At 59.2% G+C, this 15908-nt stretch carries 13 protein-coding genes; 6 read left to right on the plus strand and 7 right to left on the minus strand.

The window, feature by feature from the left end; genetic code table 11:
* The first annotated feature begins 396 nt into the window (after positions 1-396).
* The 5 genes from mnmH to NLK58_RS11550 all read left to right on the plus strand — a co-directional run bounded on the left by mnmH (position 397) and on the right by NLK58_RS11550 (position 4978).
* Entirely contained in the window at positions 397-1500 is a 1104-nt protein-coding gene (gene mnmH / locus NLK58_RS11530) for a tRNA 2-selenouridine(34) synthase MnmH (RefSeq protein ID WP_341580795.1), read from the plus strand.
* Positions 1501-1640: 140 nt separating this feature from the next.
* Positions 1641-2474: a mechanosensitive ion channel family protein gene (locus NLK58_RS11535; protein WP_117618675.1), complete on the plus strand. Its 834-nt coding sequence runs from the start codon at positions 1641-1643 to the stop codon at positions 2472-2474.
* 161 nt (positions 2475-2635) lie between these two features.
* Positions 2636-3193 (plus strand): aminoacyl-tRNA deacylase, encoded by a 558-nt coding sequence (locus NLK58_RS11540; protein WP_117618676.1) that lies wholly within the window; start codon positions 2636-2638, stop codon positions 3191-3193.
* Between the two features lie 82 nt (positions 3194-3275).
* Positions 3276-4571 carry an FAD-dependent monooxygenase gene (locus NLK58_RS11545; RefSeq protein WP_117618677.1) on the plus strand — a complete coding sequence of 432 codons (1296 nt, stop codon included), beginning with the start codon at positions 3276-3278 and terminating at the stop codon, positions 4569-4571.
* A gap of 41 nt (positions 4572-4612) precedes the next feature.
* On the plus strand, positions 4613-4978 hold the full coding sequence (locus tag NLK58_RS11550; protein ID WP_117618678.1) for a histidine triad nucleotide-binding protein: 366 nt from the start codon (positions 4613-4615) through the stop codon (positions 4976-4978).
* Positions 4979-5083: 105 nt separating this feature from the next.
* Here NLK58_RS11550 and phoU read toward each other — a convergent pair whose 3' ends face one another.
* From phoU to NLK58_RS11575, 5 genes are all read right to left on the minus strand, one after another.
* A complete protein-coding gene (phoU, locus tag NLK58_RS11555; protein ID WP_117620366.1) occupies positions 5084-5806 on the minus strand; it encodes a phosphate signaling complex protein PhoU in 723 nt (240 codons plus the stop codon).
* 33 nt (positions 5807-5839) lie between these two features.
* Positions 5840-6727, minus strand: coding sequence for a phosphate ABC transporter ATP-binding protein PstB (gene pstB / locus NLK58_RS11560; protein WP_117618679.1), 888 nt, complete (start codon positions 6725-6727; stop codon positions 5840-5842).
* Positions 6728-6737: 10 nt separating this feature from the next.
* Positions 6738-8012 carry a phosphate ABC transporter permease PstA gene (gene pstA / locus NLK58_RS11565; RefSeq protein ID WP_341580796.1) on the minus strand — a complete coding sequence of 425 codons (1275 nt, stop codon included), beginning with the start codon at positions 8010-8012 and terminating at the stop codon, positions 6738-6740.
* Positions 8005-9393, minus strand: coding sequence for a phosphate ABC transporter permease subunit PstC (gene pstC, locus NLK58_RS11570; RefSeq protein WP_117618681.1), 1389 nt, complete (start codon positions 9391-9393; stop codon positions 8005-8007). Before pstC ends, pstA begins: the two co-directional genes overlap by 8 nt.
* A gap of 135 nt (positions 9394-9528) precedes the next feature.
* Positions 9529-10572: a substrate-binding domain-containing protein gene (locus NLK58_RS11575; protein WP_264756441.1), complete on the minus strand. Its 1044-nt coding sequence runs from the start codon at positions 10570-10572 to the stop codon at positions 9529-9531.
* A 193-nt stretch (positions 10573-10765) separates the two neighbouring features.
* Here NLK58_RS11575 and NLK58_RS11580 point away from each other — a divergent pair, with 193 nt between their 5' ends.
* On the plus strand, positions 10766-11170 hold the full coding sequence (locus NLK58_RS11580; protein ID WP_117618683.1) for an acyl-CoA thioesterase: 405 nt from the start codon (positions 10766-10768) through the stop codon (positions 11168-11170).
* A 3-nt stretch (positions 11171-11173) separates the two neighbouring features.
* On the opposite strand, the gene NLK58_RS11585 is transcribed toward NLK58_RS11580, so the two are convergent.
* Both NLK58_RS11585 and nifJ read right to left on the minus strand, forming a co-directional pair.
* Complete coding sequence (locus NLK58_RS11585; protein WP_341580797.1) at positions 11174-12166, minus strand: dihydroorotate dehydrogenase-like protein; 993 nt, start codon at positions 12164-12166, stop codon at positions 11174-11176.
* Complete coding sequence (gene nifJ / locus NLK58_RS11590; protein ID WP_341580798.1) at positions 12159-15752, minus strand: pyruvate:ferredoxin (flavodoxin) oxidoreductase; 3594 nt, start codon at positions 15750-15752, stop codon at positions 12159-12161. The genes NLK58_RS11585 and nifJ overlap by 8 nt, the downstream gene beginning before the upstream one ends.
* Positions 15753-15908: the final 156 nt, after the last annotated feature.

The following is a 15908-nucleotide window of genomic DNA, read 5'->3' on the forward strand; positions in this document are numbered from 1 at the left end:
CTGCAGGGAGAGGCAGGGATACAGGGACGCCTCGCTTAAGGGATAATTATTCGGACAGCCGGCTCGGATGCCGGCACCACGGAGTGGCTCAGGGATCTGGCAACACGGCGGTTGCCCAAAGCGCAAGGATGCGCCGACCTGTTCCGCGAAAGGGCAACCCCAGGGTTGCCCTTTCTTTTTGTGATCTTCGTGGGCAGGCGACCTTGCAACCCTGCCCCGGTGAGGGTTTTGCCTGGAGGCTTGTTCCGCCGTTCAACTGACACCTGCTCCGCAGCTCCGCTTGAATAAAAGCGGACGCCGGTACAGCGGCCTGGGCCGGAAACAGGGCCCGGCAAGCGGAAAACAGTCATTTCCGCTATACTTCGGCCTTCATCCGACAACCGGTTAAACGCTGAAATGGCAAGCAGACCCGACACCGACGACTACCTTTCCCTGTTCCTGGATGACGTGCCCCTGATGGACGTCCGGGCACCGGTGGAGTTCGCCCGGGGCAGCTTTCCGAATGCGGAAAATGCGCCCCTGATGAATGACGAGGAGCGCCATCGGGTCGGCATCTGTTACAAGGAAAAGGGCCAGGACAAGGCCATTGAACTGGGACACCAACTGGTCTCAGGTGATATCAAGGCTCAGCGCATTGAAGCCTGGAAACACTTTGTCGCCCGCCACCCCGGGGGCTACCTGTTCTGCTTCCGGGGCGGCCTGCGCTCCCGGCTTACCCAGCAATGGATCCACGAGGCCGGCATTGACTACCCTCTGGTAAAAGGCGGCTACAAGGCCCTGCGCCGCTTCCTGATCGACAGCCTGGAAGCCCGGATTGAATCCAGCGAATTCCGCATCCTCAGCGGTCGCACAGGGACAGGCAAGACCCGGGTTCTGAAGCAGCTCCCCAATCCGGTGGACCTTGAAGGCCTGGCCAACCACCGAGGCTCCAGTTTCGGGCGGCAGGTTACTGCGCAACCCTCCCAGATCGACTTTGAGAACCGGCTCGCCGTGGCCATGCTCAAAGCCCATCATCTCATTGGCGGGTCTGTTTATCTGGAAGACGAGAGCCGTCTGGTCGGTCGCTGCGCCCTGCCCGAATCGCTCAGGGCAAGGATGGCCGAATCCCCCCTGATGGTCCTGGAGCAGCCGCTGGAAGAGCGCATTACCATCATTCGCGAAGACTATGTTGAGGGTATGGTCGCGGATTACGTCAACCGGGATGGCGCCGAGGCCGGCTGGCTGAATTTCCGGGACTATCTGCTCAGCGCCCTTGATCGCATTCGTAAACGTCTGGGAGGCGAGCGGCACCAGCAGCTTCGCAGCCTGATGGAGCAGGCGCTTGCAGAACAGCAAGCCGATGGCCGGACAGAAGCCCACAACGCGTGGATCCAGGCATTGCTGCAGGATTACTACGACCCCATGTATGACTACCAGCTGAGCCGGAAAGAGGGTCGAATTCTTGTTCGCGGGGGCCCGGACGCAATTCTGGACTGGGCCAGAGCCGGTTTCGTTGCGTAAGCATGTACCAGAAAAGGCCGGTTGCGATACACGCCCGTCCGGTTTGTCTGCCATGTGAGGTACAGACGAATCAGGTTGCCGCCGGATTTTTCCGATAATCAGACACTTATGAAAAAACACCAATGAACAAGGAGTCCACTATGGAAGACCTTCTTGGGGCTGATGGACGCGCTTCAGAGCTGATCAATCAGGCGATGACCCTGATTATGACTTATGCACCGAAAGTGGTGCTGGCCATCATCACCCTGGTGATCGGCCTCTGGCTGATCAACCGGTTTGTCGGTGTGCTCGACAACAAACTGGGCAAAAAGGATCCGACACTTAATAAATTCCTTTGTGGCCTGATCGGCGCGATCCTCAAGATTCTGCTGTTCATCTCTGTTGCGTCCATGGTCGGCATCGCCACGACCTCGTTCATTGCCATCATCGGTGCTGCCGGCCTGGCGGTGGGTCTGGCCCTTCAGGGCAGCCTCGGCAACTTTGCCGGCGGCGTGCTGATCCTGATCTTCAAACCGTTCAAGGTTGGAGACACCATTGATGCTCAGGGCTATCTCGGCGCCGTGCGGGAAATTTCCATCCTCTACACGATTGTCGACACCTTCGATAACCGCCGCATCGTCATTCCCAACGGCAGCCTGTCCAACGCTACGCTGGTGAACGTCAGCTACTACGACACGCGCCGTTGCGACATGACCTTTGGCATTGCCTACGGCGATGACATCGACAAGGCCCGGGCCGTGATCAAGCAGCTTCTGGACGAGGACAAACGGGTACTGCCGGAGCCTGAGCCGAGAATATCGGTGGGTTCCCTGGGCGACAACTCGGTCAACATCATCGTCCGGCCCTGGACCAGAACTGACGATCTCTGGCCGGTTTACTGGGACATGCACGAGCGGGTGAAGAAAGCCTTTGACAAGGAAGGCCTCACGATCCCGTTCCCACAGCGCGACGTTCATCTCTACAAGAACGAGTGAACCGGTTCGCATTGATACATCTGGTTACTCGCAAACTGCGTAGCCTCAACTAAGCTGACCATTAATGGCGGGGTTTTCCGGCCCCGCCAGGCCATCGGGGCCCGGCAGGCCAACAATCGCAGGCTCCGGAACGCTGTCATTGCTGGTAGGAGGTGGTCACTATGCCGGTACAGCAGTTGAAGGAATTCCTCGAAGAGGCAAATGTGGAATACATGTGCCTCTCTCACCCCCCTGCGTTTACCGCCCAGGAACTGGCCCACCACGTAAAGATTGCCGGCGACCGCGTCGTCAAAACCGTGATCATTGAGCTGGATGGCAAAATGGCCATGCTGGTCATGCCGGCTACCTGGCGCATCCGCTGGGACAGGCTGTCCCGGATTCTCGAGACCGACTTTCTTGATCTTGCCGATGAACAGGAATTCCAGGACCGGTTTCCGGATTGTGAAGTGGGCGCCATGCCGCCATTTGGCAACCTGTTCGGCATGACCGTGTACTGCGCCGAGGCCCTGACCGAACAGCCCGAACTCGCTTTCGCTGCTGGCAGCCATACCGAATCGGTTCACATGAAAACACCGGATTTTCTCACCCTGGTTCAGCCAATGGTCCTGAACCAGGGCTTTACCAAACCCGGAGCCCAGAAGCCCGCCTGGCTGGTCAAAAACCGCCGCCGGCCTGACGACACCGCGAAACAGCGGGTATTCGGCATGGCAGGGTACTGACACTTTTCATGCCGGCTTGATCCCGATCTCTTGTCTGACCGCCGTCATCGCGTAAACTGAGGGCATCAGACAGGAAACCGATATGACTCAAGCCTTTGATATTGTGGTTGTTGGCGCCGGCATGGTCGGAGCTGCCCTGGCCACTGGCCTCGGCCAGAGTGGCTTCAGTGTCGCCGTGGTTGATCGTGCTCCCCCACCCGTCTTCGACCCGCAAGCCAGCCCGGATATCCGGGTATCCGCCCTGAGCGCCGGTAGTGAACGTTACCTCCGGAGCATCGATGCCTGGAACAAAATCCTTAACATGCGGGCAACGCCCTACCAGCGGCTTGCGGTGTGGGATGAAACCCGGTATCCACTTCAAAACCTCGTGCCCCGGAAACTGATTGCAGTTGAATTCGACGCAACGGAACTGGGCGCCCACCATCTCGGCCATATCGTCGAGAACCCGGTAACCCAGCAGGCGCTCTGGCAGACCGCGGAGGCAGAACCACGGGTGACCCTGATTCACGGACACGGCATTTCATCGCTGGCCCTGTCCAGTGAATCGGCCACCGTTACCCTGGACGACGGTCGCGAACTCACCGCAGCCCTGGTGATCGGCGCTGATGGCGCCCGGTCCCGGGTCCGGGATCTCGCCGGCATCGGCACCACCCGGAACCAGTATGGCCAGCAGGCCATGGTGATCTCCGTGCGCTACCAGGGCCCGGTTGAGGACATTACCTGGCAGGGCTTCCACCCCTCCGGTCCCCGGGCGTTCCTGCCGCTGCACAGTGCTGGCCTGGACTTTCCGGGTGAGAGCTGGGGCTCGCTGGTCTGGTACGATGCGCCCGATGAACTGGCCCGCCTGAAGGCACTGGACGACGACGAACTGATGGCCGAAATCCAGTCGGCCTTCCCATCGTGCCTGCCACCGCTGACCCACATCGACGCCCGGGCCTCTTTTCCCATTGCCCGGCAGCACGCCAGGCACTATTTCGCAGGCAGGGTGGTTCTGGCCGGTGATTCGGCCCACACCATCAATCCATTGGCGGGCCAGGGCGTAAACCTCGGTTTCCAGGACGCCCAGGCACTGCAAGGCGTGCTCAGGGAAGCCAGGCGCGCCGGCGACGACCTGGCTGACCGGAAATGGCTGGATCAGTACGAGCAGCAACGCCGCCCGGCCAACCGCCGGATGATGCTGACCATGGATGTGTTCTACCACCTGTTCAGCAACCAGGTTCCGCCGGTGCACCTGCTCCGGAACCTCGGCCTCGGCGCCGCCCGCGCCCTGCCCTTCGCCCGTAACCGGGTTGCCCGCTATGCCATGGGTATCGATGAAGAGTTGCCGCCCGTGCTAAAACAGGTCACCGCCCGGATTCCGGGCCTGAACCAGCGTTAAACCCCGAACCCGACACTCATTACAACTAGAAAGGAGTCACCATGTCTGAGACGATTTTTACCAAGATCATCAACCGGGAAATCCCCGCCGACATTATTTACGAGGACGACATCAGCCTGGCGTTCAATGACATCAATCCCCAGGCGCCGGTGCATTTTCTGGTGATCCCGAAAAAGGCCATCGCCACCATCAACGACCTGACGGAAGCTGACCGCGAACTGGTCGGGCACCTGTATCTGGTGGCAGCGAAGATTGCCAGTGAACAGGGTTTTGCGGATGACGGCTATCGGGTGGTCATGAACTGCGGCGAGAATTCCGGGCAGACGGTGTTTCACATCCACCTTCACGTCCTGGCCGGCAAGCCGCTGGGGTGGCCGCCTTATACCGACAAGATGAAGCAGGCCTGAATGAACACGGGGTCATGAACACGGGGTCAGATGAAAGCTTTCATCTGACCCCAATTTCGACCCCAGCTTTGACTGGACGAAGTCCTAACTCCGATGTTTAACCGATCAGCGACCGACGACTCTTTCGGCCTCTTCCACCGGCGTATGACGAACGTCCTCGCCCTTGACCATGAAGATCACGTTCTCGGCAATGTTGCAAGCGTGGTCACCGACCCGCTCCAGGGCACGAAGCACCCACATGACCGACATACACCGTGAGATGTTGCGGGTATCTTCCATCATGAAGGTCAGCAGGGTACGGGCGGCCGCCTGATACTCCTCATCGACCCGCTTGTCTTCCTTCATGATCCGCAGGGCCTGCTCGGAGTCCAGACGTGCGAAGGCATCCAGGGCATCGTGGAGCATGCTGAGCACGTGGGCACCGATATGGCGGACTTCCACGTAACCACGGGGGGCCTGCCCCTCCTCGGTCAGCTTGATGGCCAGTTTGGCAATCTTCTTGGCCTCATCACCCACACGCTCCAGATCAGCCACCATCTTGATGACCGAGATCACCAGGCGCAGGTCCCGGGCGGTAGGCTGACGGCGGGCGATAATCAGTGTCGCCTCTTCGTCGATCTCTACTTCCATCCGGTCGACTTTCTTGTCGTTGGCACGGATTTCATCGGCCATATGACCATTACCATCCACCAGAGCCTGAATGGCATTCTCAACCTGGACTTCAACCATGCCGCCCATTTTCAGAAACTCGGTTTTGAGCGCCATCAGTTCGTCATTGAACTTGTTGGAGATGTGATCTCCGTACACGTCGTCCTTCTTCGTAGGCATACTGTTGTTCTCCAAAATTCCCCAGGTCCGGAATCAGCCGAAACGGCCGGTTATGTAGGACTCGGTCAGTTCATGTTCCGGCGAGGTAAATACCTTGTTGGTCTCGTTCACTTCCACCAGGTGCCCGAGGTGGAAGTAGGCCGTGCGATGGGATACCCGGGCCGCCTGCTGCATGGAGTGTGTCACAATAACAATAGTGTAGCTCTCCGACATCTCTGCGATCAGCTCTTCCACCTTGGCGGTCGCGATGGGGTCCAGCGCGGAGCAGGGCTCATCCATCAGGATCACTTCCGGGCTGACAGCAATGGCCCGGGCGATACACAGGCGCTGCTGCTGGCCACCGGACATACCCGTTGCGGTGGCATCCAGCCGGTCCTTTGCTTCATCCCACAGGCCGGCCTTGCGCAGACTGTTTTCGACAATCTCGTCCAGATCGGACTTGCGGTTGGCAAGGCCGTGAATACGCGGGCCGTAGGCCACGTTGTCGTAGATCGACTTCGGAAACGGGTTCGGTTTCTGAAACACCATACCGACCCGGGCACGCAGCTCAACCACATCCCGCTTGGGGTCGTAGATGTCATGATCGTCCAGTTGCAAAGACCCCTTCACACGACAGATATCAATACTGTCGTTCATGCGATTCAGGCAGCGTAGGAAAGTGGATTTACCACAGCCTGAAGGCCCGATAAAGGCGATGACCTCATTGCGGGAAATATCCAGACTGATTTTCTTGATCGCACGGGTGTCACCATAGAATACGTCAACATCCCGAAGTTTGAACTTCGGATCGTCAGAGAACGGTTTGCCGACGGTTTTGCCTTCCTCGATGATGGTTTCCGCCGGTTTCTCTTCCTGAATCGGGACAGCTGCCTCTTCCGACTGAGACGCCTCACTGGTAATCGTCGGGTTAATGCTATTCATTGGAATCTCCTCACCACCGGCGCTCAAGACGCTTACGCATCCAGATCGCCAGTGCATTCATACTGATCAGGAAGGTCAGCAGCACCATAATGGCGGCTGATGCACGTTCAATAAAGGCCAGCTCGGGGCTGCCTACCCACAGGAACACCTGCACGGGCAATACGGTTGCGGAGTCGAAGAAGCCGTCCGGCACGTCGACGATAAACGCGACCATACCAATCAGCAGCAGCGGCGCGGTCTCTCCGAGTGCCTGGGCCATACCGATGATTGAGCCGGTGAGCATACCCGGCATGGCCAGAGGCAATACATGGTGCAGAACCACCTGCATCTTGGAGGCGCCAATGCCTTCGGCAGCCTCACGAATGGAAGGCGGCACACTTTTGATGGCGGCGCGGCTCGATATGATGATGGTTGGCAATGTCATCAGGGTCAGTACCAGGCCACCGACCGCCGGAACAGACCGCGGCATGCCGAAAAGGTTGATGAACACCGCCAGACCCAGCAGACCGAAAATAATTGACGGGACAGCCGCCAGGTTGTTGATGTTGACCTCAATAAAATCGGTGAACTTGTTTTGCGGGGCAAACTCTTCCAGATAGATAGCCGCAGCCACGCCGATCGGGAAGGAAAGTATCAGGGTCACGAACATCGTGAGCAGAGACCCGACAATGGCACCGAGAATACCCGCTTTGGACGGATCCCGGGAGTCGCCACCACTGAAGAACACATCGTTGAAAGAAGTCTCGATGACATCCCTTTCCAGTAGCTCATCCACCCAGGCCATCTGCTGTTCATCCAGCTTGATCGAGTAGGCCTCATCTCCGGCGTGCTTCACATAGACGTCAACATCCGTATGAGTAAGGAAACTCATGGTCTGAGTGGTACCGAGCCAACCGGGATTCTCATTGAGCGCATCACGAAGGTCGACAGACGCGTACGGGTTGATCAGGTCTTTTACCTGCTTCCGATCATCCTCAGTCGCTCCCGGAATTTCCTTGATCAGCGCCTGAATAAGAGGCTCCACAAAATCCGCCATCTTCAGCTGGCGCTCATCCGTGGGGTCATCCAGGTACATCATCTCGCGATCGAGATTCACCTCAAGCGTGATGGTGGTTTTGACGAAGCCGGTGTACCCCTTCCCGATGATATCGGTAAAGAGGATTAACAGAGCACCCAGGGCAATGGCGATTGCCAGAACTCCGTAGGCGCGGAACCTGCGTTCCTTGCGGTAGCGGCGCTTGAGCGACTGGCGGACAATCTCCGCCTGTGAACGTTGATCAGTCATACTGTTCCCGATATTTACGGACAATTTTCAGGGCAATTACGTTGAGCAACAGGGTTGCCAGGAAGAGCATGGCACCGAGTGCAAACGCGGCCAGCGTTTTGGCGCTGTCGAATTCCTGGTCACCGGTGAGCAGGGTGACGATCTGAACGGTTACGGTTGTGACCGTTTCCAGTGGGTTAGCAGTCAGATTCGCAGCCAGGCCAGCGGCCATGACCACGATCATTGTCTCGCCAATGGCCCTGGAAACCGCCAGCAGGATGCCACCCATGATTCCCGGCAACGCTGCGGGGAAAATAACCTTCTTCATGGTCTCCGATTGGGTCGCCCCCAGGGCAAGGGAGCCATCACGCATCGCCTGGGGTACGGCGTTGATCACGTCATCTGACAGGGAGGATACGAATGGGATGATCATGATACCCATGACAGCACCGGCAGCCAGCGCGCTTTGCGACGACGCTTCGATGCCAATGGAAGCGGCCAGATCGCTGATAAAGGGCGCAACCGTCAAGGCAGCGAAGAATCCATAAACCACCGTGGGAATGCCTGCCAGCATTTCCAGCAGCGGCTTGACCGCACCGCGAACTGTCTTGTTCGCGTATTCAGACAGGTAAATAGCAGACAGCAAGCCGACCGGCACCGCCACCACCATGGCAATGGCAGAAATAAGCAGCGTACCGGTAAACAGGGGAATCATCCCGAAGGCACCCTCTGCAGCTACCTGATCCGCCCGAAGTGCAGTCTGCGGACTCCACTGGCTACCGAAGAAAAACTCGGTAAACGGCACCTTTTCAAAGAAGCGGAAGGTTTCCAGTGCGACCGAAAAGATGATGCCGACGGTGGTCAGAATGGCCAGGGCGGCACAGGAGAAAAAGAGCCACTTGAGGATGGATTCGACCTGGGTCCGGGCGTTCAGGCGCGGCCGGATTCTCAGCCACCCCAGGAAACCCGCGAGAACAGCGACCGCGATTACAAGGGCCGACATCAGAAACTGACTTTGGGAGCGCAAGGCCTTCAGACGCTCCGCCGCTTCCGCGATGGGCGCTTCCGCAAACCCCGGCGGCAAGGCGCCGCTCGCCACGTTGCTGATCTTACTGAGCAGAAGGCTGGCCTCACCTTCATTTGCCGGCATCATGCCTTCCGGCAACCCGCCAATCACAATCAACTGAATGACTTTTCCCTGAAAAGCCGCCCAAAGGGCCAGAACAATCAGCGCAGGAATACCGCTCCAGAGTGCCGCACGGGCCCCATAATAGAAAGGCAGGGACTTGAGGTGGCGAATACCCCCCAGCGGCATGGCCAATGACCGGGACCGCGCATATCCCAGCCCGTAGGCGACGACTGCCAGCACCAGGGTCAGCAAAAGAAGATTAGCCGGTTGCATGAAAATTCCTGTCTTCGACTTCAGATAGGCGCACAGTTTACAGATTCGGCTCTGCGCTGGCACCAGGTCGTCCAAACGTGCAAAAGGGTGCGGATCCTGTTGAGACCCGCACCCCTGTTTTACAAGACTTCTGGGTTACTTGAGCTCGTCCAGGGTCAGGTTGCGCATGTTCTCAGCCTTATCCATCAGGTCCATCAGAGCTGCGCGGGGCGGTACGATCAGGCCAACGTCTTTCAGGTAGCCGTTCTGTCCCATGGCTGCGTTGCTGACGAACTCGTCAACATATTCCTTGATACCGGGAACCACACCGATGTGAGCCTTCTTCACATAGAAAAACAGTGAACGCGCAACCGGGTATTCATCGGCAGCAATCGCCTCAGCGGTCGGAACCATGCCGTTCAGAGTGGCTGCCTGCAGACGGTCCGAGTTTTCTTCCAGGAAGCTGTAGCCAAACACACCGTACATGGCGGTATCGCCAATCAGCTTCTGAACGATCAGGTTGTCGTTCTCACCGGCTTCGATGAAAGCACCGTCTTCACGGACGCTTTCGCAGATGGAGCTGTGCTCGTCTTTGCCCAGGCTCTTTGCCTCAGGCAGCGCGTCACAACCGGCGGCCAGCGCCAACTCGTTGAAGGAGTCACGGGTACCGGAGGTCGGAGGGGGGCCCATTACACGGATCGGCTTGTTCGGCAAGCTGGAGTCAACGTCGCTCCAGTTTTTGTTCGGGTTGGCAACCCACTTACCGTCAACGGGAACCTTGGAACCCAGAGCCAGGAACAGCTGCTCAAGGGTGATATCGAGGTTCTCGGCATTCCTGGAGCTGGCGATAACGATGCCGTCAGAACCAATGCGGAACTCGGTGATGTCCTTGACGCCATTTTTCTGGCAAAGCTCGAACTCGGAGGTTTTCATTCGGCGTGAAGCGTTGGTGATGTCAGGGTGCTGGGTACCAATACCCTGACAGAACAGCTTCATACCGCCACCGGAGCCAGTGGACTCGAGCTTCGGCGTGCTGAAGTCGGTTTTGGTGCCAAAGCGCTCAGCCACCACGGTAGCGAACGGATAAACAGTCGAGGAACCCACGATGCTGATGGTGTCACGGGCCATGGCCGGCGCGGACAGGGCGGCTACGGAGCCGGCCAGCGCAACGGTCGCGAGTGCTTTGTTCAGTTTCATCACATCAAATCTCCATTATTCGGTTTGGACGTTGTGTCGGATGTGTTTTACCGATGGATGCAGACTAACGGCACTCTGTGACAACTTTGTTACAGCATCTGAAATATAGTCCGGAATGTTCAAATTTGCTTGCAGCGGCGCCTCAGCCCGCTACCATGCGGGTTACAACAATTCCAGGCTTGCTAAAGGCAATACTATGACCGCGTATGACGATGACAAACCCACACCTCGTGGTGAACTGGCGCTTCAGGTAATTCCCCTTCCCGTCGATACCAACGCCAATGGTGATGTGTTCGCCGGCTGGCTGGTCAAACAGATGGATATCGCCGCTGCCACCATGGCCGGTCGCATTTCCCAGGGCCGCAACGCCACCGTTGCCATGGACCGGATGGAGTTTCTGTCGCCGTTACGGGTTGGTTCGCAGGTGGGCTGTTATTGCGAGCTGGTCGATATCGGTCGCAGCTCCATGAAGATCAACGTCGAGGTCTGGACTCTGGACCGCACCGCGAAGAATCCCCGCAAGGTAACCGAAGGCCTTTTCGTTTATGTAGCGATCGATGAACACGGCCGGATCCGGGAAGTACCCGAGCAAAGCCTCTGAACTTCATCTCCAGCCATGTAACAGGCGGGCGTAGTTCAATCGCTCCCAGGTTTGAGCGTTCGGGGCGTTTTCCATGGAAAGGACGCCCCGGGCTTCGGCCAGTGAGTCGTAGCCCATTCCGGACAGTCTGCGCGTCATCTCTTCAGTGATCCTGGCCAGAGCCTTGGGTCCCTCAGCCAGCAAGGCTGAGACGACCTGTACAGCAGTGGCGCCAGACAGGATCGCCTTTGCGGCATCGTCGCCACTATGAACGCCACCTGAAACGGCCATCTCAAGGCCTGTCCGACCATACAGCATGGCAACGCCGTGCAGCCGCAGAGGCAGTTCGGCGTTGGTGGACAGCACCACCTCCCGGCTCAGTTCCAGCTCATCCAGATTCATATCCGGCTGAAAGAAGCGGTTGAACAGCACCAGCCCCCGGGCGCCCGCCGCTTCCACGCCAGCGACAAAAGCTGGTAGCGCGGAATAGAAGGGCGACAGTTTGACACTGACCGGGATGGTGACCTGCTCCACCACCGAGCGCACCACATCGGTCTGGCGCTGTTCCAGGGTAGCGGCAGTATCGGACAGGTCAGTGACCAGATCATAAAGGTTGAGCTCGATGGCGGAGGCGCCGGCGTTTTCCAACTCCCGGGCATGCTGGGTCCAGCCCCCGGGGGAAGTGCCATTGAGCGACGCAATCACTGGAACATCCAGCGCGCTTTGCAGCAGTTCCAGGCGTTTCAGGTAGCTGCCGGAACCCATCTCAAACACTTCGGATTCGGGGAAGAACGAGCGTGCCTCGGCATCCATGTTGATGCGGGAATCGATAAAGTGGTGGGCGGCCATCTGTTCCGCCACCAACTGCTCCTCAAACAGCGAATGCATGACTACTGCACCGGCGCCGGCATCCACGCAGGCCTTGAGGGCGTCCAGATCATCGGTCAGTGGGCTGGCACCAACCACCAGGGGCGAGCGCAGGTCGAGCCCGAGCCACTGGATTGTCAGGTCAGTCATGATTGTCTACTCCCTTGTCCTGGTCTGCTGGCGGCTCATGGGGCTCAAAGTGAATGCCCGCCAGTTGCATGTACAGCTCGCGTTGGTCCTTCGCCGCTTCGCTGGCCGCGGTCACCAGTTGCTCATACCGCTGTGGATCCCTGAGTTCCAGCATGCGGAAGCGGGCTTCCTCCTGCATATAGGTCTTCATGGGCACTTTCTGGCGCACGGAGTCCAGTTGTAACGGTGGCAGGCCCTCGTGAATTCGGCGGGGGTCGAAGCGATAGATCGGCCAGGCCCAACTGTCCACCGCCCGGCGCTGCTGGGCTGGGGAATACACCAGATCATAGCCGTGGGCAATACAGGGGCTGTGGGCAATGATCAGTGCCGGGCCATCAAAGCTTTCGGCTTCCTGCAGAGCTTTGGCGGTCTGATTGCTATGGGATTGCATGGCAATCTGGGCAACGTAGACATGGCCATAGCTCATGGCCAGCAGGCCCAGATCTTTCTTGCGGGTTTCCTTGCCGGCGGCGGCAAACTTGGCAACCGCACCCATAGGCGTAGCCTTGGATTGCTGGCCCCCGGTGTTGGAGTACACCTCGGTATCCAGCACCAGCAATTTGAGATTCTGGCCCGACGCCAGCACGTGGTCCAGACCACCGTAGCCAATATCATAGGCCCAGCCGTCTCCGCCAATCACCCACACACTCTTCGGGCACAGTTCATCCGCCAGGCCGGCCAGTTCCTGTGTCTCCGGGCCTTGCTGATCCGCCAGCCAATCATGCAGCCAGCCCACCGCTTCCCGCCGTGCCGCCACGGCGGTCTCGTCGACAGTGGCACAGGGGCCCGTCAGGGCGCCGTAGAGTTCGGGGGGCAGCCGCTCTTTCAGTCCGTCCAGCAACTGTCGGGCCCGGGCCACCAGCTTGTTCAGTCCCATTCGCATGCCCAGACCCAGTTCAGCGGCATCCTCGAACAGCGAGTTGTTCCAGGTCGGCCCCCGGCCATCCGCATCCACCGTGTAAGGCGTCGTGGGCAGGTTGCCGCCATAAATAGACGAGCAGCCGGTGGCATTGGCAATCAGCAGGCGATCGCCCAGCAACTGGGTGAGCAGGCGAATGTACGGAGTCTCGCCACAGCCGGCGCAGGCGCCGGAATACTCAAACAGGGGAATTAACAGCGGCAGCGACTTGAAATCCCGGGGGATACGATCCCGGGGAACGTCCGGAAGGTTGCGCAAGAACGCCAGGTTTTCCGCCTCCGCTTCCCGGTGTTTTTCCGCCGGCCTCATGTTGATGGCCTTACGCTTTGGCTGGGTCCGATCCCTGGCGGGGCAGACCTCTACACACAAACCGCAGCCGGTACAGTCATCCGGCGCCACCTGAATCCGATAGTCGAGGCCCTCCAGTTCCGGGGTATGGGTCTCGGGTACCGCTTCGAAGGTTTCCGGGGCCCCCTGGCCGGCCTCCGGCTCGAAGACTTTGCAGGTGATGGCGGTGTGCGGGCAGATCATCGCGCAGAAGTTGCACTGCACACACAGGTCCGACTCCCAGACCGGAATCTCCTGGGCAATGCTGCGTTTCTCGTACTGGCTGGTGCCGGTCGGCCAGGTACCGTCCGGCGGAAAGGCGCTGACTGGCAGCTTTTCACCCTGCCCATCCATCAGCAGACGGGTGACTTTCCGGACGAAGTCCGGCGCATCTTCCGGAACCCTTGGCGGACGACGGCGGGTTGCCGTCACCGCCTCCGGCACAGACACTTCATGCAGGTTCGCCAGGGCAGAATCCACTGCCTCCACATTGCGACGCACCACCTCCGGCCCACGACGGCCCCAGGTCTGGCGAATGGATTCCTTGATCTGGGCAATGGCCTCATCACGGGGCAGGATATCCGCCAGGGCGAAGAAGCACACCTGCATGACGGTGTTGATACGTCGCTCCAGACCGGCCTTTTCCGCCACCTCAGCGGCATCAATCACGAACAGATGGGCCTTGCGCTCGACCAATACCCGCTGGGCTTCCACGGATAACCGATCCCAGGCCTGGTCCGGAGCCCAGGGCACATTGAGCAGCACCGTGGCGCCCGGAGCCGCATGTTCCAACACATCGAACCGCTCCAGAAACTGCGGCGCGTGGACGGCCACGAACTGGGCCTGACGGATTTGATAGCTGGAGCGGATCGGCAGCGGCCCGAAGCGCAGGTGCGACACGGTGGTAGCGCCGGATTTTTTGGAATCGTAGACAAAGTGGCCCTGGGCAAACAGATCCGTGCCCTCGCCGAGGATCTTGATGCTGGCCTTGTTGCTGCTGACCGTGCCATCGGCCCCAAGGCCGAAAAACAGTGCCCGGCGGGTTTTCGGTGACTCGATATCCAGTTCGCTGTCCACGTCGAGCGACAGGTGCGTCACGTCGTCGCGGACGCCCACGGTAAAGCGGGTTTTCGGTGACGTCTCCTTTAACTGGTCAAAGACCGCGCAGACCATGGCCGGGGTGAATTCCCGGGAGGACAAGCCGTAACGCCCGCCGATCACCCGGGGCAAAATCTCCCGGTCGCCCCGGCTATAGGCCTCCATCAGCGCGCCGCTGACTTCCAGCACAAGAGGCTCGCCCTGGGCACCGGGCTCCTTGGTCCGGTCCAGTACCGCCAGGTGTTTCACGGTCTCGGGCAGCGCCTGCAGGAAACGGTCCGTGGCGAAGGGCCGGAACAGCCGCACCTTGAGGACGCCCACCTTTTCCCCCTGCGCCATCAACCATTCCACAGTCTCGTGGGCGCACTCGGCGCCGGACCCCATCAGGATAACCACTCGCTCCGCTTCCGGATGGCCAAGGTAATCGAACAGCTGATATTGGCGACCGGTGATTTCAGCAAATCGCCCCATGACGGCTTCCAGACGTTCCGGAAATGCCCGATAGAACGGATTGGTGGCTTCCCGGGCCTGGAAAAACGCATCCGGATTCTGGGAAGTGCCCCTTACTACTGGCCGGTCGGGGGTCATCCGGCGGTTGCGATGTTCTTCCACCCCTTCATGAGACACGAGTGCCTGCAAGTCCTCGTCACTGAGCGCCACAATCTTGCCGATTTCATGGGAGGTGCGGAAGCCGTCAAAGAAATGCATCACCGGTACCCGGCTTTCCAGGGTTACCGCGTGGCCAATGGCGGCCAGATCCTGAGCTTCCTGCACCGAGCCCGAGGCCAGTAGCGCAAAACCCGTTCCTCGGGCGCTCATTACATCGGAGTGGTCACAGAAGATAGACAGGGCATGGGTGGCAACACTGCGGGCGGCAACGTGCATGCAAAAAGGCGACAGTTCGCCAGCAATCTTGAACAGATTGGGCAGCATCAGCAGCAGTCCCTGGGAGGCGGTGAACGTGGTCACCAGCGAACCCGCCTGCAGCGCTCCGTGCATCGCGCCAGCAGCCCCGGCTTCGGACTGCATTTCCACCACGCCCGGCACCTGGCCCCAAAGGTTAGGCTTGCCAAGCGCAGCCCAGTCATCCGCGTGTTCACCCATCGCCGAAGCCGGGGTGATCGGGTAGATGGCAATGGTTTCACTCAATCGATAGGCCACCGAGGCCACGGCTTCATTGCCATCCAGGGTATGGAATGCCATCAACACCACTCCTTGTCAAAACTGTCAGACTGCTTTGAGTCTAGGCGGGGCAGCTATCAGCCACAAGCGGTGGGACAGCTTGCCGAACCAAGCTTGCGCAATTCGTCAAAAAGCCCGGCCAGGGCAAGACGCTCACACATCCGCAGAGTTCTGGCT

This window comes from Marinobacter metalliresistant, assembly GCF_038098645.1.
GTDB lineage: Bacteria > Pseudomonadota > Gammaproteobacteria > Pseudomonadales > Oleiphilaceae > Marinobacter > Marinobacter metalliresistant.

What these genes read in the sequence shown, in the direction of transcription:
- mnmH (WP_341580795.1), top strand. Translation starts at nt 397, where the DNA reads ATGGCAAGCAGACCCGACACCGACGACTACCTTTCCCTGTTCCTGGAT.
- NLK58_RS11535 (WP_117618675.1), top strand. Translation starts at nt 1,641, where the DNA reads ATGGAAGACCTTCTTGGGGCTGATGGACGCGCTTCAGAGCTGATCAAT.
- NLK58_RS11540 (WP_117618676.1), top strand. Translation starts at nt 2,636, where the DNA reads ATGCCGGTACAGCAGTTGAAGGAATTCCTCGAAGAGGCAAATGTGGAA.
- NLK58_RS11545 (WP_117618677.1), top strand. Translation starts at nt 3,276, where the DNA reads ATGACTCAAGCCTTTGATATTGTGGTTGTTGGCGCCGGCATGGTCGGA.
- NLK58_RS11550 (WP_117618678.1), top strand. Translation starts at nt 4,613, where the DNA reads ATGTCTGAGACGATTTTTACCAAGATCATCAACCGGGAAATCCCCGCC.
- phoU (WP_117620366.1), bottom strand. Translation starts at nt 5,806, where the DNA reads ATGCCTACGAAGAAGGACGACGTGTACGGAGATCACATCTCCAACAAG.
- pstB (WP_117618679.1), bottom strand. Translation starts at nt 6,727, where the DNA reads ATGAATAGCATTAACCCGACGATTACCAGTGAGGCGTCTCAGTCGGAA.
- pstA (WP_341580796.1), bottom strand. Translation starts at nt 8,012, where the DNA reads ATGACTGATCAACGTTCACAGGCGGAGATTGTCCGCCAGTCGCTCAAG.
- pstC (WP_117618681.1), bottom strand. Translation starts at nt 9,393, where the DNA reads ATGCAACCGGCTAATCTTCTTTTGCTGACCCTGGTGCTGGCAGTCGTC.
- NLK58_RS11580 (WP_117618683.1), top strand. Translation starts at nt 10,766, where the DNA reads ATGACCGCGTATGACGATGACAAACCCACACCTCGTGGTGAACTGGCG.
- NLK58_RS11585 (WP_341580797.1), bottom strand. Translation starts at nt 12,166, where the DNA reads ATGACTGACCTGACAATCCAGTGGCTCGGGCTCGACCTGCGCTCGCCC.
- nifJ (WP_341580798.1), bottom strand. Translation starts at nt 15,752, where the DNA reads ATGGCATTCCATACCCTGGATGGCAATGAAGCCGTGGCCTCGGTGGCC.